The organism is Zavarzinella formosa DSM 19928, assembly GCF_000255705.1.
In the GTDB taxonomy this organism is placed as follows: domain Bacteria; phylum Planctomycetota; class Planctomycetia; order Gemmatales; family Gemmataceae; genus Zavarzinella; species Zavarzinella formosa.
Window position 1 is genome coordinate 986,727 of sequence record NZ_JH636439.1, and the last position, 23,129, is coordinate 1,009,855.

Annotated in this window: 13 protein-coding genes; 7 read left to right on the forward strand and 6 right to left on the reverse strand. The window is 58.3% G+C overall.

The annotated features are described in order from the left end of the window. Position 1: 1 nt before the first annotated feature. The 3 genes from BGIM_RS56945 to BGIM_RS0104955 form a co-directional block, all read right to left on the reverse strand. Positions 2 to 523: an FHA domain-containing protein gene (locus BGIM_RS56945; RefSeq protein ID WP_020468689.1), complete on the reverse strand. Its 522-nt coding sequence runs from the start codon at positions 521 to 523 to the stop codon at positions 2 to 4. 129 nt (positions 524 to 652) lie between these two features. Next, positions 653 to 1,813 (reverse strand): cystathionine gamma-synthase, encoded by a 1,161-nt coding sequence (locus tag BGIM_RS0104950; RefSeq protein WP_020468690.1) that lies wholly within the window; start codon positions 1,811 to 1,813, stop codon positions 653 to 655. Then, entirely contained in the window at positions 1,810 to 3,183 is a 1,374-nt protein-coding gene (locus BGIM_RS0104955; protein WP_020468691.1) for a cystathionine beta-synthase, read from the reverse strand. Before BGIM_RS0104955 ends, BGIM_RS0104950 begins: the two co-directional genes overlap by 4 nt. Before the next feature lie 643 nt (positions 3,184 to 3,826). Here BGIM_RS0104955 and BGIM_RS0104965 point away from each other — a divergent pair. Further along, positions 3,827 to 4,405 carry a peroxiredoxin gene (locus tag BGIM_RS0104965; protein ID WP_020468693.1) on the forward strand — a complete coding sequence of 193 codons (579 nt, stop codon included), beginning with the start codon at positions 3,827 to 3,829 and terminating at the stop codon, positions 4,403 to 4,405. A gap of 50 nt (positions 4,406 to 4,455) precedes the next feature. On the opposite strand, the gene BGIM_RS0104970 is transcribed toward BGIM_RS0104965, so the two are convergent. Continuing rightward, positions 4,456 to 5,544, reverse strand: a complete 1,089-nt coding sequence (locus BGIM_RS0104970) for a cellulase family glycosylhydrolase (RefSeq protein ID WP_020468694.1) — start codon at positions 5,542 to 5,544, stop codon at positions 4,456 to 4,458. Positions 5,545 to 5,835: 291 nt separating this feature from the next. On the opposite strand from BGIM_RS0104970, the gene BGIM_RS56950 reads away from it, so the two are divergent. From BGIM_RS56950 to BGIM_RS0104990, 3 genes are all read left to right on the forward strand, one after another. Next, positions 5,836 to 9,771, forward strand: coding sequence for a PSD1 and planctomycete cytochrome C domain-containing protein (locus tag BGIM_RS56950; protein ID WP_020468695.1), 3,936 nt, complete (start codon positions 5,836 to 5,838; stop codon positions 9,769 to 9,771). A 15-nt stretch (positions 9,772 to 9,786) separates the two neighbouring features. Further along, a complete protein-coding gene (locus BGIM_RS0104985) occupies positions 9,787 to 11,208 on the forward strand; it encodes a DUF1501 domain-containing protein (protein WP_020468696.1) in 1,422 nt (473 codons plus the stop codon). 67 nt (positions 11,209 to 11,275) lie between these two features. After that, the gene (locus BGIM_RS0104990; RefSeq protein WP_020468697.1) at positions 11,276 to 12,682 is read left to right on the forward strand and encodes a DUF1501 domain-containing protein; all 1,407 of its coding nucleotides are present in this window, start codon (positions 11,276 to 11,278) and stop codon (positions 12,680 to 12,682) included. 6 nt (positions 12,683 to 12,688) lie between these two features. Here BGIM_RS0104990 and BGIM_RS0104995 read toward each other — a convergent pair whose 3' ends face one another. Further along, positions 12,689 to 13,927 carry an alpha/beta hydrolase gene (locus BGIM_RS0104995; RefSeq protein ID WP_157368614.1) on the reverse strand — a complete coding sequence of 413 codons (1,239 nt, stop codon included), beginning with the start codon at positions 13,925 to 13,927 and terminating at the stop codon, positions 12,689 to 12,691. A gap of 413 nt (positions 13,928 to 14,340) precedes the next feature. On the opposite strand from BGIM_RS0104995, the gene BGIM_RS48725 reads away from it, so the two are divergent. The 3 genes from BGIM_RS48725 to BGIM_RS0105010 are packed head-to-tail and all read left to right on the forward strand — an operon-like array spanning position 14,341 to position 17,676. After that, positions 14,341 to 15,573, forward strand: a complete 1,233-nt coding sequence (locus BGIM_RS48725; protein WP_020468699.1) for an MFS transporter — start codon at positions 14,341 to 14,343, stop codon at positions 15,571 to 15,573. Next, positions 15,570 to 16,580 carry a peptidyl-alpha-hydroxyglycine alpha-amidating lyase family protein gene (locus tag BGIM_RS0105005; protein WP_020468700.1) on the forward strand — a complete coding sequence of 337 codons (1,011 nt, stop codon included), beginning with the start codon at positions 15,570 to 15,572 and terminating at the stop codon, positions 16,578 to 16,580. Before BGIM_RS48725 ends, BGIM_RS0105005 begins: the two co-directional genes overlap by 4 nt. A 4-nt stretch (positions 16,581 to 16,584) precedes the next feature. Beyond that, positions 16,585 to 17,676, forward strand: a complete 1,092-nt coding sequence (locus tag BGIM_RS0105010) for a zinc-dependent alcohol dehydrogenase (RefSeq protein WP_020468701.1) — start codon at positions 16,585 to 16,587, stop codon at positions 17,674 to 17,676. Positions 17,677 to 17,693: 17 nt separating this feature from the next. On the opposite strand, the gene BGIM_RS56955 is transcribed toward BGIM_RS0105010, so the two are convergent. Beyond that, the gene (locus BGIM_RS56955; RefSeq protein WP_020468702.1) at positions 17,694 to 22,685 is read right to left on the reverse strand and encodes a tandem-95 repeat protein; all 4,992 of its coding nucleotides are present in this window, start codon (positions 22,683 to 22,685) and stop codon (positions 17,694 to 17,696) included. Positions 22,686 to 23,129 lie beyond the last annotated feature (444 nt).

The window sequence follows — 23,129 nt, forward strand, 5'->3', positions numbered from 1 at the left end:
TTCATCCCCGACGGTCGGGGGGTGGCACGGCCCGGAGTTTTTCCGGGAGGACGAAAGAATCATCGTGTTCGAGAAGCATGGGCTTCATCGCTGGTTTGGCGGGTTTTGCCGGCAAAACTTTCCCGTTGTTCCGGCTTTCCTCCAAGGGAACCGGCTCGTCCGAGGCTTCCAACAAGGATTCATCGGAAGCGGTGGCTGACGGTTTCTTGGGAGGCGGCGACGCCGGGGAGGGGATAACGGCTCCGTCGAGATAGACCTGATACCGGAAGTTCCCGATGGTCAATTCATCGCCGGCTTTGAGCGTTCCCTCGACCACTCGTTCCCCGTTGATGCGGATTCCATTGGTGCTGCCAAGGTCGCGGACAACGAGGTAATCCTTCACAATGGCCACACAGCAATGGCGGCGGGACACCTTGCGGGAATTCAATTGCAAATCACACTCGGCATGTCGTCCGAGCAACACGATTGGCTTGTCGAGGAGAATACTCGGGCCATCCGTGAGAGCCAGCAACTGTGCGGGCATAACGGGATCCGATCCGGAAAACACCGTGAGGGGAAATACGGGACGAGCCAATGCGTGAAGTATACCAAACCACCGTCCGAAAGGGAAACGATTCGGGCCGGGCGAAATGGTTCTCTTTCCTCACACGGCTCATCCCAACGCTTCACGCAAATCGGCCCGCAAATCGGCCACATCTTCGATTCCGACACTTAGCCGAATCAGCCCGTCGTCCACGCCTCGGGCGACGCGAACTTCCTTCGGAATGCTGGCGTGGGTCATGGTTGCCGGGTGATTGACCAGACTCTCAACCCCGCCGAGGCTTTCCGCGAGACTAAAGAGTTTTGTCCGGGTCAGGAACTTCCGGGCGGCGTCGGCCCCGCCGTGCAGTTGCAGGGAGATCATCCCGCCGAAGGATTTCATCTGTCGGGCCGCGATGGCATGGCCGGGATGGTCGGCGAGGCCGGGGTAATAAATCTTCGCCACCTGCGGATGGACGGCCAGCCAGTCCGCGAGTTCGGCGGCGTTGGCTGAATGTCGGTCCATTCGCAGAGCCAATGTTTTGATGCCGCGAAGCGTGAGGAAACAGTCGAACGGGCCGGGCACGCCTCCGGCGGCGTTCTGGTAAAATTTCACCGGTTCGAGCAGGGCCTTGGGGCCGATCACTGCCCCGCCGATCACATCTGAATGACCGCCGAGGTATTTCGTGGTGCTGTGGACAACGATGTCCGCTCCGAGTCGGATTGGTTGTTGCAAGTACGGCGAAGCAAATGTGTTGTCCACGGCGAACAACGCCCCATGATGATGGGCCAAATCCGCAATGGCCTTGATGTCAAGGATTTGCAACAGCGGGTTGGTCGGCGTCTCGATCCAAACCAGTTTGGTGGCCGGAGTGATGAGTTTGGCGAATCCCTCGTGAGAGGGATCTTCCGTGTATTTCGTCGACAGGCCCCAAGGTTTGAAAACTTTGTCGAGCAATCGGAACGTGCCGCCGTAGAGGTCGGCGGCCGCCAGCACTTCATCGCCCGGTTTCAACAAACCTTGAAAGACGGCCGTGGTGGCCGCCAATCCGGAGGCGAAAGCCAGTCCGCGTTCGCCTCCCTCCAGTTCGGCCAGACAGGTTTCCAACGCGGTCCGGGTTGGGTTGCCGCTGCGGGAATACTCGTAGCCTTTGTGATCGCCGGGGGCCGCTTGAGTGTAGGTGGAGGTGGCGTAGATCGGCACAATGGTTGCCCCGGTCGCGGGGTCGGCGGCCTGTCCGGCGTGGATGGCCCGCGTGGCGAATCCGTGGGGTTCTTCGTGAGGCTGGCTCATGATTGGCTTCCTTTCAGGGGCTTCGGGTCGGCCTTCTTCGTCCAGTAATCAATCAGGTCGATGCGGGTGACAATCCCCATCACTTCGCCGTGATGGGTGGCCAGCACGCCGGTGTTTCCGGCCATCAACAGGCGATAGGCTTCGTCCAGATGGGTGATGATGTCGAGTTGCGGGAGGGGCTTCGCCATGATCTCGGCGATGCTCACGGTCGCCGGGTCGCGGTGGTCGTGCAAGATGCGGGCGAGCGTCACTTCCTGCACACTGCCGACGGGTTTGCCGTCCTCCAACACCGGCAATTGCGAGATGCCCGCTGTCTGCAACATGTTGATCGCGTCGGCGGCCGTCGCGATTGGGCTGACGGTGAACATCGCCCGTTCGCCTCGCTTTTTGAGAAGATCGCCCACGGTGAAAACATCGGTCTTCACCCATTGCAGTTGATTGGCGATCAACCACGATTCGTCGAAGAACTTGCTGAGGTAGTTTCGGCCGGTGTCAGGACAGATCACCACCACGAGATCGTTGGCCGTCAGACGCCGGGCATAGCGCAGAGCGGCGGCGATGGCGGTGCCGCACGAACCGCCGACAAGAATCCCCTCCCGTCGGGCGACTTCGCGGGCCATGTGGAACGATTCCGCGTCGCTCACCCGCACCCAGTCGTCCACCAACTGGCCGTTGAATGTCTTGGGAACGAAATCCTCGCCAATGCCCTCGACTTTCCATCCATGCGGTGTGCCCCCGGAGAGAATCGACCCCTCCGGATCAGCCCCGATGATCTTTACGTCCGGGTTGAGTTCCTTCAGATATTTGGCAACCCCGGAAATGGTTCCGCCAGTACCGACTCCCCCGACAACATGCGTCACCTTTCCGTCCGTCTGCTCCCAAATCTCCGGGCCGGTGGTGCGGTAATGGGCCTCTGGGTTGGAGAGATTTGTGAACTGGTTGGGCCGCCAGGCGCCGGGAATTTCCCGTGAAAGCCGGTCGGCGACGCCGTTGTAGCTATCCGGTGAATCGGGGGCGACGCTGGTGGGGGTGATGACGACTTCGGCCCCGTAGGCTTTCAACAGGCTGATCTTCTCGCTCGACATTTTGTCCGGCAACACAAAGATGCAGCGGTAACCCTTCACGGCCGCCCCCATCGCCAGCCCGACGCCGGTGTTCCCGGCGGTGGCCTCGATGATGGTGCCCCCCGGCCGCAACCAGCCGCGTTTCTCGGCATCGGCAATCATGGCGACCGCCACGCGGTCCTTGGTGCTGCCGCCGGGGTTGGCCGCCTCGACTTTGGCCGCGATGACGGGAGCCAGCCCTTCTGTCACCCGGCGAAGTTTCACCAGCGGAGTGTGGCCGACGGTTTGAAGGATATTGTCGTGCATGGGTTCCTCCGGAGGCGATTGACCTGACGGCCCGAAATCTCTTTTGCCGAAATCATTCCCTTGATTCAGTGTACCGCGAACCGGGGGCCTTTCGTCAACGGGGAATCAGACTTGGAGAATCTGGCTTCAGAAAACCATCTCATCTTGAGGGGTCATCAGAGGATAATGCTTACCCGGTTCGGACGAGGAAGATTTATTGAGGCTGGCCGGTCGGCGGGTGATGAACGCGCCCGGCCGCCACCGTGCGGGTGGTTCTTATGGCCCATTTTGAAAGGGGCCAAAAAATCGCGGATTCCGCAGAACCATGACGGATTATGCCAAAATCATTTGGGCAGGTGGGTGTAATCGCCGGGGAATTCGCATGGGTGGTGTCCAGTTTTTGACCGGAAAATGACCAGTTTTGGGCTGAAAACGACAAAAAAGTGGTCGAAAAGCACGTCTTGGAAGCCATTTTTGAACACATTTTTGACCTGATTTGAGGCAGATTTTTACCAGATTTTTGAAAACCTGATGCCTCGTTTTGCGCGAATTGTCCCCTTGCCGTGAAGTCTTTGCGAACTCCTCTTGATGCCCGCTGTTCGAGTGTTTGGCCGGTTGATAGACCACCCTCGCGGGTTATCTCCCCATACTCAGGAGTTTCAACATGATTCGGTTTTTGAAATTCTCCGTCGCCTCGCTGGCGATGGTGGCGATGGTCGGTCTGGCCAAGGCCGACGACATCAAAGTCGGCGACGCGGCCCCCGTGTTTGAAAGCGTGGACGACCAAGGCAAGCCTTGGAAGTCGGCCGACCACGTCGGGAAGAAAATCCTCGTCGTTTACTTCTACCCGGCCGACCTGACCGGCGGTTGCACCAAGCAAGCCTGCGCTTTCCGGGACGACCAAGGCAAGTTGACGGAAAAGGGTGTCGAAGTTGTCGGCGTCAGCGGCGATTCAGTGGCCAACCACAAGATTTTCAAACAAGTTCACAAGCTGAACTTCCCGCTGCTGGCCGATGAAAAGGGCGAAGTGGCCAAGAAGTTCGGCGTGCCCGTGAAGGCCGGCGGCGTGTTCAAGACAAAGGACGCCGACGGAAACGCCGTCGAACTGAAGCGTGATGTGACTGCCGCCCGATGGACTTTCGTTATCGGCAAAGACGGCAAGATTCTCTCGGTCAACTCGTCGGTGAAGCCGGCCGAAGACAGCAAGGCCGTGCTGGAACTGATCGAAAAACTGCCCAAGTAAGTGATTGCTCGGCATGTGTCCCCTGTTCATCATGAACAGGGGATGTCTCGTCAGTCCTTCTTCGCATCGGGCCGGTTTTTCGAGAAAAAATCTAGCCAGGCGAGCAAGATGGCATCTCGCAATTCTTTGGAACGCCGCAATTCCTCCAGCGGTGTGCCCCAGTAAAAGCCGATCACCCCGGCGTTGTGTTTCTTGGATCCCGCGACGAATTTGGCGAAATCGTCCATCGAACATTTCAGCGGAAACGTTTCCTCAATCACCACCGGCTTCCCAAGCGAAAACCCCTCCAAGGTCTTCAATGCCTCGTCAACTTTGTCTTGCACTGGGTACAAGTGGACGCAAACAAAATCCAAATCTTCAACGATTTTCGATGGGATAAATCCCGAGGTCAGCCCCGGCCGGTCAAGACTCCAATCAACCAAACCGATGGTGATGAGATGTTGTTTGTCAACCTTCCGAATGGCCGTCTTGAGATGTTTCACCCATTGAGCGGCAATCGCCGGTCGGGGCCGCCCGGCTTGATCGAGAGCGATGGCTTGCACGAAATGCTTGCCGCCGAAAGTCGGTCCCAGCCAATCACCGTCCTTGCGTTTCCCGCCCGGAACCACCGGTTCGTTCATCAAGTCGTAGCAGAACACAGCCGGACTCATCGCGCATGTTCCGGCCACTGATTCCCAAAAACGAGCTTGGGTATCCCACCGGTCTTTTTCGGAGAGCTTGTCGTACCACGCGGGGACATCCTTCTTGTGGTAACATCCCAATCCCGTGAGATCGAGGTACAAGTTTTCTGACTCGGCCAGTGCCAGTAGTTTTTTCAGTCGCCCCAAATTCTTCTCGTTCGGCTTATCCGGCCCATCCATGAACTTGCCGACTTGCAGGTGAATGCGAACGACATTCGCTCCCAATTTTCGCATGTCCCGGAAAGCACGTTCAACTTTCTCCCATTCAGACTCCCAATAATCCTCAATCAATCTCCCTTCCGCGTCGTGATCGTAATTAAAGCCCCAAGGGGCGAAGGCCTTTCCCGTGGGTTTTAGCACGAACCCTTTGCCGTCGTCAGAGACAACGATCCTTGGAATTTCCCCCATTGCGAACGAGAGCGGAGCAGTGACGAGAAGCATCAACGCAAGGCGGAACATCGCGTTTTCTCCTTGTTTCCGTTGACAAGTTCACATTCCCAAAAGAGAAGAGAACGTCGGTCAGGCGAAATCCGAAATCACGATTTGTTCTTGAAGGCGAAGAACAAGATTCTCCCGATGGTTGGAAAAATCACTCGCCCACAAGATAGACAACGGGAGTGATGCTATGGTACGATTATTCTCACTCCACCCGCGCGCCAAGAAACCCGCCAAGCCGCACGGCCACAATCAACGGTCCCACCTTGTGGTGGAATGATCTGACATCCCCAACCGCTCTCCGACGGACTTACGATGTCCCGATTCGGTTCTCTCCTTGCAACGGCTGTTTTTTCGATCACTCTCCCCGCCGGACTGGCGGCTGCCGACCCGTCTCGCGCCGAGACGGAGTTCTTCGAGAAGAAAATCCGGCCGGTGTTGATCGAGCATTGCGCGAAGTGCCATTCGGCCGAGAAGAAACAAGCAAAGGGAGGCTTCCGGCTTGACTCCCGAGCGGAGATTTTGAAGGGAGGCCGCTCCGGGCCGGGGGCCGTCTCCGGCGATCCGGCCGCGAGCCTGTTGATGCGGGCCGTGCGCGGGACCGACAAAGAACTGAAGATGCCGCCCGAGGGCGAGCCTCCGCTCAACGCCGACCAAATCCGAGATCTCGCGGCTTGGATTCAGATGGGCCTTCCTTTTCCCGGAACCGCAACCTCGGGGCCGACGGCGACGACAATGGCCGATCTCGCCAAGGCCCGACAATTCTGGAGTTTGCAACCGCCGAAAGAAACGGCCCCGCCAACAGTGCGGGCAGGCGACTGGCCAAAGGAACCGCTTGACCGATTCGTCTTGGCCCGATTGGAAGAAAAAGGTCTGACACCATCCCCTCCGGCGGACAAGCGAACGCTTCTTCGCCGCGCGACCTACGACCTGACCGGTCTGCCGCCGACACCCGAAGCGATGGAAGCCTTCTTGGCCGACCAATCGGAAAGTGCGTTCGAGAAGGCGATTGACCGGTTGCTCGCATCACTGGCTTACGGCGAACGCTGGGGCAGGCACTGGCTGGATGTCGCCCGGTATGCCGACACGAAGTGGGTCGGGGCCGGGGAAGAACGCCGCATTCCGTTTGCCTATGCCTACCGCGACTGGGTCATCCGGGCATTGAACGAAGACATGCCCTATGATCGCTTCATCCGTCTCCAACTGGCGGCCGACCAGATTCCGAACGCCCGGCCAACAGATCAGGCCGCCCTTGGTTTTCTGACAGTTGGCCGATGGTTCACCGGAAACATCCACGATGTGATTGACGACCAGATTGATGTTGTCACCCGTGGTTTGCTTGGGCTGACCGTCCAATGTGCCCGTTGTCACGATCACAAGTTCGATCCGGTTTCCGCGAAGGATTATTACTCGCTCTACGGCCTCTTTGCCGCCGCGAGGATGCCCGCCGAGGGCGCGGGAATCCTTGCCGAATTGCCCGAGACAGAACCCCCGCCGGTGGATGCCGCCACGGAGGCCGAAATCGCCCGGCTCCGGGAACGCCTCGACAAACAACTCGCCGACCGACAGGAACGAGTGCGGGCTGAATACCGCACACTAGAGAAGACGGCTGCCTACCTCATGGCGGCGACCCCCTTGGTCGGCAAATCCGACAACGACATCCGGGCGGCGGCGAAGGCCCAAGGACTGACCGAACCAATCTTGTTTGGCTGGGCCAGAATGCTCCAACGGTTCAACAAAACTCCGCATTCCGTTTATGGCCCTTGGTTCGCGTTCGCCTCAATCCCACCCGCTGAATTTGCGGAAAAAACTGCCGCTGTTACCGAGAAGGAAAAAGCGGCCAAGATGCTGAATCGGCACGTCGCGGCGATTCTCATGTCGCCGCCGAAGTCGCTGGACGATCTGGCGAACCGATACGCAAAACTCTTCTCGAAGTTCGATTCGCCCGAGACATCGACTGATGCCGATCAGGAAACCGTGCGTCAACTAATCCGGGGCAATGACGCCCCGGCGCAAATTTCGATGGGTGAACTTGGCCAGTTCTTGTCAAAAGATGAACTTGCTGAAATGGTCCGGATGCGGCGGGAAATCTTGGCGAAAATCACCCCCCTATCTGAGCGGGCTGATCAATACCTGTCATTCCGACATGAGGCCGCTCCGGCAATCGCGGAAGTCCGGAAGTTCATCGAAACTCGTCAGGCGGCAGTGGCGGCTGAAATCCGTTCGCCCAAAAAGATCGCGGAATACTTGCTCGCCGCCCGCGAGGTCCAAGGGGCCGATGAGTTTGCTTTCAAAACGATTGTGAACGGGAAGAAACTCAATGACCGCCTGTTGCGACGATGGGTGACTTATCTGCGACAGTGCGAGGACCGAGACGACCCGGTGTTCGCCATTTGGCGAGCGTTCGCTTCGCCGGATGATGCGACCTTTTCCACGAAAGCCGCCGAGATCACATCGGCTATTCGCAAAATGCCCCGTAATAACATCGTCGCCGCGGCGTTTGCCGCCACGCCGACAACGCTCAAAGATGTTGCCGAGCGATATGGCGAACTCATTGCCAAACATGCTGGTTCCACCGTTATCGCAGACCCGGCCGCCGAAGCGATTCGGCAGGTGTCGGTTGCCCGCGAGTCCCCGCTTGGGTTCAAGCCGGATGAGGTGATGGATTACTTCACGCGGAAAGACACGGATGAATTACGAAACAAAGAAGTCCAATTGGCCCGAGTCTACTTTGATTCACCCGGCTCGCCGCCACGGGCGCCGGTTCTGCGAGAGTCACCTCGTGGATATGCCCAAAAAGTGTTTGTGCGCGGCAATCCGAGCCTGCCCGGCGATGATGCTCCGAGCCGTTTTTTGGCTGTGCTGGACAAGGAAAACGGGCCGCGATTTGATTCCGGCAAGGGCCGCGAACAGCTTGCCACGGCGATTACCGATTCGGCCAATCCATTGACCGCCAGAGTGATAGTGAACCGGGTCTGGCAATGGCATTTCGGAGTCGGTTTGGTTCGCACTCCGAGCGATTTCGGCACGCGAGGGGAAACGCCGAGCCAACCAGAATTGCTTGATTATTTGGCCCGCCGGTTTGTCGCCGAGGGGTGGTCGCTCAAGAAACTCCACCGCCACATCTTGTTGTCGGCGACGTATCAACAAGCAAGTCTGGATCGTCCGGCGGCGCGGGCGGTTGACCCGGAGAATCGGCTGTTGTGGCGGGCGACGCCGAGGCGACTCGGATTCGAGGAAGTCCGCGACTCTCTGCTGACGGCCGCCGGCCGACTTGATCCGTTGGGCGGCGGACTGGCCGATGATTTGACCCGCCCCAATGCCTACCGCCGGACCGTCTATGGCATGGTTGATCGCCTCTCCCTGCCCGGCTTCTTTCGCAATTTCGACTTCCCCAGCGCGGATGCCCACGTCCCCGGCCGGTTCGAGACCGCCGGTCCGCAGCAGGCCCTCTTTTTGATGAACGACAGATTTGTCCTTGATCGTGCGGCCGACTTGGCCCGAAGGACGGAATCGGCAAAGACTCCGGAAGAGAGAATCACCACGATTTACCGTTTGACTTATGGCCGCGCCCCATCCGCCGAGGAATTGTCGCTCGGGCTGGCGTTTGTCGGCACTGCGAAACCCGTGGCTGAACAACCGTTGACCGATGCGTGGCAGTGTGGAACCGGCGAATTCAGCGAAACCGAAAAACGCATGATAAGTTTTCAGCCATTTACGTTCTTTAGCAATGGCCAATGGAAGGGCGGCCCGCAGGAGAATGATCCGGCTGTCGGCCGGGCGAGTTTGCATGGTCGCGGTGGGAACGCCGGTCGGAATGGCCGCATCGCCGTCGTTCGCCGTTGGGTTGCTCCTCGCGATGGCACCGTGTCGATCACGGGTGTTTTGTCTTCCCAATCAAATTCGCTTCAACCAATCGGCGACGGAGTCCGTGGCCGGATTGTCTCCGGACGGCATGGGCTTCTTGGAGCGTGGCTTGTCCACGGTACCGAAGAAACAACCGACGCCACTAATGTGGTGGTGAAAACCGGGGATGTGATCGATTTCGTGGTTGACGCCCGTGGCCGGGAGCAGCACGGAGGGTTCGAGTGGTCACCGGTCATCAAGGTGGCCGGAGACGCGAAGGCGGTGTGGGATTCAGGCAAGGATTTTAGGCCGCCAACCGCCACTGCCGTCCCGCCGGTGTTTGGCCCGTGGGAGCGGTTTTCGCAAATATTGTTGGAAGCCAACGAGTTTGTCTTTCTTGACTGACCGGGAGTCGCCGACATGATTGGTTCGCACTTTGTCCCGAACGGTTTGCCCTCTCGTCGCGACATGCTCTTTCGCGGCGGCGCCGGTATCGGCGGCTTGGCTTTGGCGCATTTGCTCGGCGAAGGCAAGTCAGCAATCGCCAGTGAACTGGGTCGGCCGCATTTCGCACCCAAGGCGAAGCGGTTTGTCCATCTGTTTGCCAATGGCGGGCCGTCGCAGGTTGATCTGTTTGACCCGAAGCCATTGTTGAAAAAGCTCAACGGCAAACCGATCCCGCGCGACATCATTCCCGGCGCGGGCGATGCCCAGGCGAGTCGCAGCCCTGCTTTTGACTCGCAGTGGAAATTCCGCAAATACGGCCAGAGCGGGATCGAGATGAGCGAGTTGCTGCCGAACCTCGGCAGTGTGGTTGATGACCTTTGCGTCGTCCGGTCAATGCACGCTGATGATATCTCGCATGACGGCGGGATCATGTTCATGAACACCGGGGCGGTTCGGCTCAGTCGGCCGAGCTTGGGGTCGTGGGTGACTTACGGGCTGGGTTCTGAAAACCAAAACCTGCCTGGCTTCATTGCTCTCTGTCCGGACGGCTATCCGCTGAACGAGGCTCAGAACTGGCAGTCGGCATTTCTCCCGCCCTCGTATCAAGGCACTTTTGTCAATTCCAAGCACCAAGAAGTGGACAAACTTGTTGAAAATATCAAGAACTCGCGGGTGTCGTCGGCCGATCAGCGGGCGCAACTCGACTTGCTGGCCCGGTTGAACGCGGCCCACCAAGCCGCCCGCCCGGCCGAAGGGCGGTTGGAGGCCCGCATCCAAAGTTTCGAGCAGGCATTCCGGATGCAGGTCGAGGCGGCCGAGGCGTTCGATCTGACCAAGGAACCGCAAAAGATACTCGACATGTATGGCCCCGGCCCGCAAGCCCGGCAGTTGATCTTGGCCCGGCGATTACTGGAACGCGGGGTGCGAGTCGTGCAGGCGTGGTATGGCCCCGGCTTCCCTTGGGACCATCACGGCGAACTGGACGAACGCATTCCCAAAGCTTGCGCCGACATTGACCGGCCGACGGCGGCCTTCATCAAAGATTTGAAACAACGAGGAATGCTGGACGACACTCTCGTCGTCTGGGGTGGGGAATTTGGCCGGACCCCGACGGCCGAACTCCCGCACCCGACGACGCGACCCGGTCGGGATCACAACCGCCACGGTTTCACCATCTGGATGGCCGGCGGCGGGGTCAAGAAGGGGCATGTTCACGGGACGACCGATGATGCTGGATTCGCCGCCATGACGGACAAAGTCCACGTTCACGACCTTCATGCAACAATCCTGCATCTGCTCGGGCTGGACCACGAGAAGTTAACCTATCGATACGCCGGCCGCGATTTCCGTTTAACCGATGTTCACGGGCGTGTCGTTCGCCAAATCTTAACGTAACCGGCGGCGAAAAAAGTGATACAATGTTGGTGCATACCAATACTTCCTGCCAAAGTATCGCACCAATATGCCACATTCATTTTGCCCCGGTCCGCTTGCGCGTCGTGAGTTTCTGGCCGCCGGGATGCTTGGCATCGGCGGGTTGACGCTTCCCGATCTGTTTCGCATGCGAGCGCAGGCGGCCGGTTTGGGCAAGGAATCCGACCCGGAAACCTCCATCATCTTTGTGTGGCTTCCCGGCGGACCGCCCCACATTGACATGTACGACATGAAACCGGACGCCCCGACCGAGATCCGGGGGCCGTTTAACCCGGTTCGCACCAAGGTTCCGGGAATCGATGTTTGCGAACTGATGCCGCGACATGCGGCCATTGCCGACAAATTCTCCGTCGTCCGTTCGATTTCGCATGATTTCGCCGATCACGGCGGCGGGCACAAACGCATGATGACCGGGGTTGTTCCCGCAACGCCCGTCGATACGGTCAACGATGCCCCGGCGACCGGTTCCATCGTCGCCAAATGCCGCGAGCATCTGAACCGTGGCGTTCCCAATTATGTGTCGATGAATCCGGGGGGACGCACCGGCGATGTGTTCGCCCAAGGAGCCGCCTACTTGGGAATGGCTCACACGCCGTTCACGGTGCAGGGCGACCCGAGCCAGCCCCAATTTAATGTTCCCGGACTTGCCCCCATCGCTTCGGTGGCATCCGGGGCCAACGACCGTTTCAAATTGCTCGCCGGACTTGATCGAATCAACCGAAAGATTGATGCCTCTGGCGCGATGGACACACTGGACCAATTCCAGCAACGCGGCGTCAACATGCTCACGACAGACCGGGCCAAAAAAGCCTTTGATCTGTCTTTGGAATCGGATTCCGTGCGAAATCGCTATGGCCGCCATTGTTGGGGCCAGCGGGCTCTCATGGCCCGGCGTCTTGTGGAGGCGGGGGTCAGCTTTGTCACTCTCATCATGGAGAATCCGTATCAATCCGGCGTGCCGTCATTGAAGCAAGGCACCTACAATTGGGATTCGCACGCGGTGAATTGTCATATCTGGGATGATTTGAAGGTCCGTTTGCCCATTTACGACCAAGCGGTCACGGCGCTCATTGAGGATGTTTATCAGCGGGGTCTCGACAAAAAGACCATGATTCTCGTGACCGGCGAGTTTGGACGGACACCACGCATCGAGAACACCAAAGGATCACAGACTGGCGTGATGCACCCCGGCCGGGATCACTGGCCGCAGGCGATGTCGCTCATCATGGCCGGCGCTGGCATGAAGACGGGGCAGGTGGTCGGTTCGACCAATTCCAAGGGGGAACACCCCAAGGATCGCCCGTTGACGCCGAATGATCTCTGGGCCACGGTCTATCGCCATCTTGGCATCGACTTCAACGAGTCGTTCCTCGATCATCGCGGCCGCCCGATGCCAATTCTGCCCACCGGAACACCGATCAGCGAACTTCTCTGATCGGGTTTATTTGCCGGTCAGTTTTTCCAGTTCCGGAATGCGTTTCTTTGCTTCCTCGCCGGCTTTGGTGGCCGGGCCATCGGCGAAGATCAGTTTCCACAATTCAATCGCTTTCTTTGCCATGTCCGGGCGCAGTTTGAGATATTGAGCCGGCAAATCACCGGAGGCATAGGAATCGAGAGACTTCGCCTCCGCGACAAGGAACTTCCGTTGTTCCACCAAGTCGTCGGCTTCCCAAGGCTTGTCAGTTTTGGCCTCATAATCCAGCAGTATCTTCTTTGCTTCCTCGGCGGATTTTGTGCCAAGCCAGCGGTTCATACAGCCTTGCAGGAGCATCAACCCGCTGAACTGCGTTTCCCGTTGTTTCAACCGTTCCTTACCCTCTGCCAACAGCGTTTTGGCGGCGTCCTCTCGCGTTGGTTCGGTGTCAGTTTTGGCGCGCGTGGCCGGATACTTCTTCGCCAGTTCCTGCCGTGGTTTCACCCCCTCGTCGAGCCAGCGAAGAGTCTCGGGGATAATCTTTCCATCGGGAATGCCATGCCCGAGTTTGTCTTGCACCCAGACTCGTGAACGCGCGCCGACCATTTTCAATTGCGGCCCCCGCCATCGTTCCACTTCGCCCCGGTTGAAGTCTTCCGTGCCGGTCACGAAAGCCACGCTTAGACGGTCGATGCAACGCTGCCGCAGCCATGATTCTTGCCGGAATTCTTCGGCCGCGCAGAACGACAGCACGCCGCCAAAATGTTCCGGAAGTGCGAATGCAATGGAGCAGGCGATCCGACCGCCGCCTGAGAAACCAGCAACATAGGTGCGATCCGGGTCGGTCGGCAGCGTTCGTCGCACTTCATCCAACACGTCCAGCACGATGCGGACACGCTTCTTCATCGGACAATCGTTGCCCGCCTCGCGCACGCCGATGAAGACGAAACCAAGTTCTTTGCACGCCGTCTCAAATTGTTTCCAACCGGCGGGTTCTTTGCCAGGCGAAATGAAGAGGACGACCGGCAGCAGTTTCTTCGGATCACGTTTTGGCGGCATGAACAAATCGAACGACTGTCTCGTCGAATCATAGTCCGGGAGGAAGTCTTTCGGAATGGGATCAAGGCTGCGGTTGGTCAGGGCAAACGTCCAGTCGAGGCGTGTCGGAGCGGTGACCGCGACCATGGTTTGGTAACCTTCCTTTGGCGGGGCCGCGATAGAAGTGGCGGCCAGTGAAAAGCCCAACAGAAGCATAAGGATTTTCATGTGTTTGATCTGCACGGCTATGCCAAGCGGCTGGTAATGAAACATTCCGGTCGGGCTACTGTTGATGTATCATCGAAAGACGGGAACCACACCCTGACGTTCTCAAATCGCGAGACAACTGAGAGGCGTGCTCCGTATGCCCTTGTTGGCATTTTCAACCAAGTTGCCCGCTGAATCGCATTTTTTGGCTACGAATTGAACACGGTCCTTTGGCTTTCGGCTTCGTAAATTGGATTCAGCATGTTCAATATGTTTTTTATCCTCTCCTAACGGGAAAGTAACTGCTGGCGATGACATCACCTTCGACGCCTCCAATTCCTGCCGAACCAACTTCTCCCCCAACCACGGGCCGCGAGGTCACAAGGCTCAAAGACCTTTCCGCGCAGCAGTGGAAGTCCGGGGCTGCCGCCTGGATGGGCTGGCTGTTCGATGGCCTCGACATGCACCTGTATGTGCTTATCGCGGCTCCGTTCGTGGCCGGTCTGCTTGGTGTTGCCGATCAGAAAGATCCGCAAGTTGGCTTTTATAGCTCGTGGATTCAGGCGGCTTTTCTTTTCGGCTGGGCCTTGGGCGGCGGCTTTTTCGGCCGGATCGCGGACCGGATCGGTCGCAGTCGGGCTCTGATGCTGACGATCTTGACTTATGCGATGTTCACCGGGCTGTCGTACTTCGCGCAGACATGGTGGCAGTTGATGATCTTCCGATTCCTGGCCGCCCTCGGGATCGGCGGGGAATGGGCGGTCGGCGCCTCGCTGTTGTCAGAGACCTGGCCGCGCGCCTGGCGGCCGTGGATGGCGGCCGTTCTCCAGACGGCGGTGAATCTGGGGGTGATGCTCGCCGGGTTGGCGAATTTCTTGTTGCTTGGCTGGGCCGGTTATCCGCACCGCACGGTGTTTCTGGTCGGCGTGCTGCCGGCGTTCATTGTGTTGTGGATTCGCCGGGCCGTGCCGGAACCGGAGGAATGGCAGGGAGCCAAACAAAAAACCGGCCACGTTGAACCACGTTTTCTGGACCTGTTTCGCGGACCGGTTCGACGAATCAGTGTGTTGACGCTGCTTGTGTGTTCATTTGCCCTCACGGCGCATTGGGCGTTTCTGTTTTGGTATTTGCAGCACTTGCGGAATCTGCCGGAATTGAACCAGTGGAATGACGCGGAGAAGAGTCAATTGGTCAGCCGGATCGTCTGGCTGGTCATCGGGTCATCGATTGTCGGCAATTTTCTGGCGGCCGCGCTGGCTCGCTGGCTCAAGTATCGGCGGGCCATTGCCTGCCTGTGTGTCGGGTATTTCCTGGCTCTGATGATGACCTATGGCACTCCGCTTGAACTCCGCGAACTGTGGTATGGCCTTGCCGTGATCGGACTTTGTCAGGGAGTCTTCGGCCTGTTCACCATGTATCTGCCGCCTCTTTTCCCGACATTGTTGCGCACGACGGGAGCAGGTTTTTGTTACAACTTTGGCCGAATTGCCGCCGGAGTGGGCACGGTGTTGTTTGGGTTGTTCACCGAAGTGGGAGACTATCGGCTGGCGCTTTTCTACGCCGGATTCCTGTTCATCCCGGCGGCGGCGATCGCGCTGCTGATGCCGGAACCGCCTGACGAAGAGCCAGCCGTGCCAGTGAGCAAAGAGGAAGGGCGCGTCTCGTGAACACCACATTCGATTCTCATGGGAATTGTCGGGAGTTTGGCTTCGAGGCCGACGACCATTGGGCGAAACGGCCCGCCGGGATCACATGGACGGAAGTGGCTGCCGTGGCCGTCGATTCCAAAGACCGAATTTATGTTTTCAACCGGGGGGACCATCCGGTTCTTGTGTTTGACCTGGACGGCAATTTTCTTGCTTCGTGGGGAGAGGGGCTGTTCGTGCGGCCGCACGGTTTGACCATCGGCCCGGACGATGCCATCTATTGCACGGATGACTTGGGCCATGTGGTCCACAAGTTTACCCCCGATGGCCGGCTACTGCTGACCTTGGGTGTGAAGGGGCAGCCTTCGGACACTGGTGCGACGAGCGTGGACTATCGCACGATTCGCCATGCCGGCCCGCCTTTCCATTACCCGACGAATTTGGCTATTTCCCCGGAGGGAGATCTCTACATCACCGACGGATACGGCAACGCCCGCGTCCACAAGTTTTCCTCTGAAGGTCGGCTCTTGTTTTCATGGGGCGAGCCAGGCGCCGGATCGGGACAATTTCATGTGCCGCACGGCATTGCGGTGGATCGGCAGGGAACGGTATTCGTGGCTGATCGTGAGAACAGCCGAATACAACTCTTTGCTCCGGATGGGCGGTATCTTTCCGAATGGACAGATGTGGTCCGGCCAAGTCAGATTTTTATCGACCTCTCGGGTGATATCTATGTGGCCGAGCTGGGCTATCGCGCGGGGATGTGGCCGGGCACGAAACCCCCGAGTCCGGATTCGCCGGGTGGTCGTGTGAGCATTTTTGATCCGAACGGTCGGTTGCTTGCTCGCTGGGGTGGCGGCCGGAACCCCTGCTCACCCGGCGATTTCTTTGCCCCGCACGACATCTGCCTGGACTCTCGGGGTGACATTTATGTGACCGAAGTAACCTGGTCCGCAGGGGGCAACCGCGGATTGGTTCCGGCCGATTGTCACTCGCTTCAAAAGTTTGTTCGCAAGCAGGGAGACTGACGCGATGAAAGCCTGGCGATTCCACGGTTTCAGCGACATGCGACTGGACGACGTGCCGGAACCCAAGTGCGGGCCGGGCCATGTGCTTGTCGAACCGCTTTGCGTGCAACCCAGCGTGACGGAGGCTCAACTCGCTTATGGCATCCCGACGCTGGCTTATGATCGGATCAAACGTCGATTGGAGACTTCGGCCCCAATACAGCTTTTCGGTCACGAGTTTTGTGCTCGCATTCTTGAAGTCGGTTTGGGAGTCGAAGGATTCCAACCCGGAGATCGTGTCGCCGCACGGGCCAAACTGCCCTGTGGCGACTGCCCGTTATGTCGCACGGAGCGAGGCGACCTGTGCCGCAAAGGCCCGGTGATCGGTTTCGATCTGCCGGGTTGTTTTGCCGAACGGGCAATCCTTCCGGCCATTTCACTCGTGAAGGTGGATGATCGCATCTCGGACAGCGAGGCCGCCTGCCTGCAATCGTTGAGCGACAGCGTTGCCGCCGTCGAGACCGCTCAATTGAAAATCGCGGACACCGTGGTGATTTTCGGCCAGGGAAGCATGGGATTGGAATGTTTGCAGATTGCCAGATTGAGCGGCGCCGGCTTGATAATCACCGTGGATGTTCGTGACGAGGCATGTGAAATGTCCCGTCAACTCGGGGCCGATCATGCGCTCAACGCGCGTTCGGTTGATGTGGTTTCCGCGATCCGCGACCTGACCGGAGGAATCGGGGCTGATGTGGTTTTCGAGTGCGCCGGCGGCAGTCCGAAACAGGGGCTTGCCGGTCACCAGTCGCTCTTGCAAGCCATCGACGCGGTACGCTCCGGGGGCAAAATCATCGGAGTATCTTGGTTCGGCGGCCCGCTGGAACTCAATATCGATTTGTTCCGTGAGCGCAGCCTGCGATATCTCTTCCCGGATGTCAGCACCCGAGGGCATCTTGAGCATACGGTGCGGTTGGCGGCCACGGGCCGTGTGCGTCTGACGCCCACGATTGGCCATATTCTCCACGGAATCGAATCCGTCCCGAAGGCGTTTGAGATCACGGCGAACAAGGGGCGATACAAGGCGATCAATCCGGCTCAGGTATTGATGCGTCTTTGACCGATTTTGATCTGCATTTACGCCCAAGTCAGCATGGGGGCGCTGTTAACGGCCACGGTCGCGGTTTCAATGGCCGCACTGTAAGCGGTTGAACCGGCGGTGGTGATTTGGCCCGCCGCCAACCCGTCGCTTTGGTCCCATGCCTTGTATTTGATCGTTGCCGAGCCGACAAACCCGTTATTAGGCACGAAACGAATCTTGTCTGTTGATTTCAGCAACAACGCATGATTCGACGAGACAATGCCGAGCGATACCCAACTTCCGTCGTCCAGCGAATATTCCCATGTCCCGTTCTTGTTGTCGGCCGCCGTGATGGCGATCCCGGCAACAGTCCCGGCATCCGCATCAGTCACGGCGGAACCGAGCAAACTTCCCGAACTGACTCCGGTTGATTGGGAATCGTTCTTCGCCACCGAAGAGAGTTGAACATTCGGCGTCGTGTCAAGCACCGGCCGGTCGTTATTGCTGTTCACGGTGATGGTCGCCGATTCCGTGGCGGCGCTGACGGACTTGCTCCCGGTCAAAGAGCCAAAAACGCCCGCTTGCCCGGTCGTCTGGTCCCAAGCCCGGTAGGTGAGCGTTTCGACACCGACAAAAGAGGGCTTGGGAATGAAGCGGATCAAATCGTCCGGCCGCAGAAACATTGCTTGGGATGAACTCGAAGCGGAGAGCGGGTTCCACGTCGATTCACCGGCGAGTTGGAATTCCCAGACGCCGTGCGTTGAAGGAGCTTTGATGACAGCGATGCCCTGTTCGGCCCCGGCATCCGGGTCGGTCACGGCGGTGCCGAGGAGACTCCGCACGTTGTTGCCCGCCGGGTCGACCGTGTTGGGGGCGATCTTCGTGAAGGTCGGTTTTGGCAAGATGTTCAACACAGGGGGATCGTTGACCGGAATGATGGTGATACTGGCCGATTTCTCAGCGATGCTGAAGGGGCTGCTTCCCCCGATGGTGTCCGGCAAGGAGAGATTGGCAAAATAACCCGCCGTTCCACGGGTGCGATTCCAAGCCCGGTAAGTGATGGTGGCTTCGCCATTGAAATTCGCATTGGGCAGATAGCGAATCTTGTCCGTGTTGTTAAGGAGCAGGGCGGAGGCCGTCGAAACATCTCCAATGGCTTTCCACGTTTTTCCGCTGTTGGTCGAAAACTGCCACACACCGGTTGTCGTTCCGGTCAATCCCGAGATGGCCACTCCGTTTGTCGATCCGCCGAGTAGCGTTGAAACCAAATCTCCTGTCGGTTTGCTGTCTTCCAAGATGGCGGTGAGGGAGACTGCCGGAGTGATATTGAGGAGCGGGGCAACGCTTGCGGGAGCGGCCGCCACCGAGGAAATGCTCAGGGTTGCCGTTTCCACGCCAGCGCTAAAGTCCGTGCCGGCATTGCTGTTTGTTGTGGTTCCGGGTTCGCCGATGGTACGGTCCCAAGCCTTGTAGGAGAGCGTGATGGTGCGGATTGAACTGCCGGTCGTAGGCCGGAAGCGGAGGCGATCCGTCGGGCCAAGGAGGAATGCGGAGGAAGCCGAGACGTTTGGCAATCGCGTCCAATCGGTATCACCCGCCAATTGATATTCCCAAACGCCGCCAGTTTTGCCGAACGCCGTGACGGCCAATCCGGGAGGGGCAATGCCATCCACATCCGTGACGGTTGATCCCAAGATGGCGGAGACGGTGTCGCCCGTCGGATCGGTATCGGCCGGGGAAACAGTCGTCAAAATCGTGTTCGAGAGGGTATCCAGTACCGGCCGGTCATTGACCGGCGAAACAACAGTGAAGAGATAATCGACTCCTGAACTAAAAGCGGTGCCCCCTCCCTGACTGTCGGGAGAGCTGAGATCAACGACCCCGCCGGCCACGCCAGCCGATTGATCCCAGGCGTGATAGGTGAGGTAGACCTCTCCCGATTGGTTGGCGGCCGGAATGAATCGCACGAGGTCGGTGCTGCGGAGCAATCGAGCCGTCGACGGACTGATTGTGTCGAATGAAACCCAAGACCGCCCGGCGTTGATGGAGAACTGCCAAGTTCCCGACAAGTCACCATCGGAACCGACGACGGCGATCCCGCGCTTGGCGTTTGGGTCCAGATCGGAGATGACGGTTCCGGGCAATCCCGAAAGGACGCCGCCGCCGGATTTGGCGTCTTCCAGAATCGACGAGAAGATGCCCGCCACCCGGATGGTGGCCGTCCGAGTGGCGGCACTGAATGCCGATGAACCGCCGACATTATTGATGAGATTGGCCGTGCTTCCCGCCGTGCCTGATGTCTGGTCCCAAGCGTGGTAGGTTAGTGTGGCCGTGCCGGTGTGGTTGGAGTTAGACACAAAACGGACAAAATCGTCATCCTGAAGAAGTCGGGCAGCCGATTCGCTGACCTGGCCAAGATTCAGCCACGTTTGTCCCTTGTCTTCAGAAAATTGCCATTGGCCGTTGGAGGTGTCCGCGGTGGTAATGGCGATGCCAAGACGGGTTCCCTCGTCGGGATCGCTCATGAAGGCCGTTGCGAAATCGCCGACCCTAGTTCCCGGCGAACTTGTGCTGCCGAGGGCAACCGGATTAAGCATGGAAGAACCCGACACACTTACCTCGGGAGCCCGGTTGATCCCGACGTAAATCTTGAATGTCTGTACGTCGCTGATGGGCACGCCGCCGTTGGCTGTTCCACCGTCGTCTGCCAACAGAACTGTCACCATGGCCACTCCGGACACGCCATCGGCCGGTGTGAAGGTCAGTGTCCCGTCGAAGGAGATTATCGGTTGCGTCAAGAACAATCCGTTTGCATCATTCGAGAGCAAGAAGGAGAGCGTTTGCCCTGATTCGTCCGGGGGGCCACTGAGAAGGGCCGTCGCCCAATTGGGGATGGTTTGTCCCTCTGCATTGCTCCCTGCATAAATATCCGGTCCTTTGGTGAAACTCGGGGCATCGTTCACCGGATTAACGGTGATGGTAAACGTCCGGGAAAAGGTATTCACGCCGCCGTTGGCGGTTCCCCCGTTGTCCGTGACGGTCACGGTGATTTTGGCTGATCCGGAGTGATCGCCAAACGGGGTGAAGGACAGGTTTCCATCGGCCGAGACAACGGGGTTTGCGATCAGTCCGGGGTTGTCTGAACTGGCCGATACGGTGACGGTTTGATTTTCGCCGCCTCCGGGCGTGATCCCAGTAAGAAGCACGGTTTGGAGGCCGGCGTCCTCATTAAGGCCAAGGTCGCCTATTACATTCAGCGTTGGCGGGTCGTTCACCGCGATGATGTTCAGGCTCAGGCTCGCCGGGTCGCTGACAGTATTAGTGGTGTCCCAAACTTGGAAGCTCAGGTTTCGTTTGCCCGTGGTGGGATTATCCGAGAGGTTGCGATAGACAATGGAACGCAACGCCGTCTGATACGCCGCAACGGAAGCCATGCCGGAAAGAGTGAGAACGCCGTTGCTGAAATTGCCGGTAATGCCCGATTGATTGTTGAACAAAAGCTGGTCTTCGCCCGCGACGAAATTGTTGATTGTGACAACTGCCTGATTCAAATTGGTGTCTGCCGAGACAAGCGACACGGCAGACAGGACGAAGTCATCCTGATTTTCGAGATAGTCCGAGGTGGTTTGCGGAACTCCGCTGAGTGAAAACGATTCCGGCACCGTGCCGGTGATGGTGTATTGGCCGAGACTCCCGTAATCGCTGTAGCCCGTGGTGGTCACATTCCCGACGCCAACGCCGTCAATGACCAGATAATAAGTTCCCGGCGTGGTGATGGTCGCGGAGATGAAGGCGTTTAGCGTGTCCTGGGGATCGGAGACGATGGAAAAACTTCCGTCTGCATTTCGCAATTCAGCCCGGATGTCCAAATTCGGCGAGTTCACCCATGGCTCGAAGTCAAAGGAGACTTGTCCGGCCCCAGTGGTGAAGCGATAAACGTCCACATCCGTTGTTTGTTCGATCACGCCGCTAATACTTAGGTTGTTCGAGGTCACACCGACCGGCGTGGCGGTGGCGACCGTGTTTCCGGCGTCATCCGGCCGATAGCCGAAATTGTTCGCTGTATTGGTGATGATGCTCAGGTCATCTTGGGTTTCGTTGGCGTCGGCATACTCGCCCTTGCTCCACTGCACGAGCTGCTTGCCGTAACCGACCCCCATGATCGGCGCCCAGCTTGGCGTGTTGTTGCCGGAAGTTCCCGTGTAATAGGCCTGAACAGAAGTTCCGTCGTGGCTCAGACCGAGGGTATGGCCGACCTCGTGGGAAATCGCCTCGGCGATGTAACCTTCGTTGTTTGGTCCCAGATTGCTGGAAAAGATATAGCAAGTGGTGTCCGTGCCGGTTTTAAAGGATGGCAGATAGGCAATGCCGCCGACCTTTCCGAAAGTAGGCCTTGCCCATGCGTCGTCCGGCGTAATCACGACGCGAATGCCCCAAGATGTGTCGCCGTCTCCGGAATAAGTCAGTCCGGCCAAGCCGGGGTCTTCCGTGGTGACATCCACGTCGAACGGGCTGTAGTCTTCCATCACCCGTTGCCAGATCTTTTGGATGCGGTCTTGCTCGTTGGTCGAAAAATCGGTGTTGGTTCCCTCGAAATTGAAGGCTGATGTCGTGAAGGCCGCCCCGCCGGTGGCGTCAGTGTTCCACCATGTCCCGCTGGTGGTGTGACCGGTGAAATCAAGATAGATCTTCCGGGTCGCCTCCGGGCGACTGTGGAGCGTGAAGGTCTGTCCCGGATACGGAAGAACTCCGGATGCGCTGGCGGCCTCCGGGCCGACGAGCGCGGCCATCGCGGGAATCGCGCAGGCGATGTTTCCGCTTTCCATCCGACGTTGAACACACATCGGGCAATTGCAACCGGGGCCGTGGACGGTGGGTTGAGGTCCGACCACCGCCGGAGTCTCCACGGGCACGACCACCGGCGCCGGGGAATCAAAGGGGTTGACCGCATTGCACATCACGCGGGATTCCAGCATTTCCAATCGGAGTTGTCGCGTGGCGAGAGGACGTTGCTGATTTCGAGAGATCGGAGATTTATCACGGGGCATAGGGCACATTCGGGAACGCACTTAAACCAAGTGCAAAACCCTAGGTGATGATTGTGCCGGTTATGCCGTCAATAACGGTCGTGCCGAATTGAATGATTGAAACGGGATCACGCCTCCCGATAAATTGCGCGTTGGCTCTTACCAGCCTACGACTCGGTAAATTGAGAAGATTTTGAGGGCGAGACGCCTGGTTGAAAATCTCCGGCCGGTGAGGTCGATAAGATCATGGCAGACAAATGAATTGACTGATTGACCTCAATTTCAACGGTGGAAATCTGTGAAAATAACAGCTTGATTAGGAAGAAGTGACAACGAATTTAGTCGTTAATGAGAGGTAGAATAATTGGCGATTCATTCGCAAACACGGATGTTTGTATCGCCTGCTTAACTGATGTGAAATAGCCCTTCATGCGGTCATGATCCGGGGGCTGTTTGAGCAGGCGG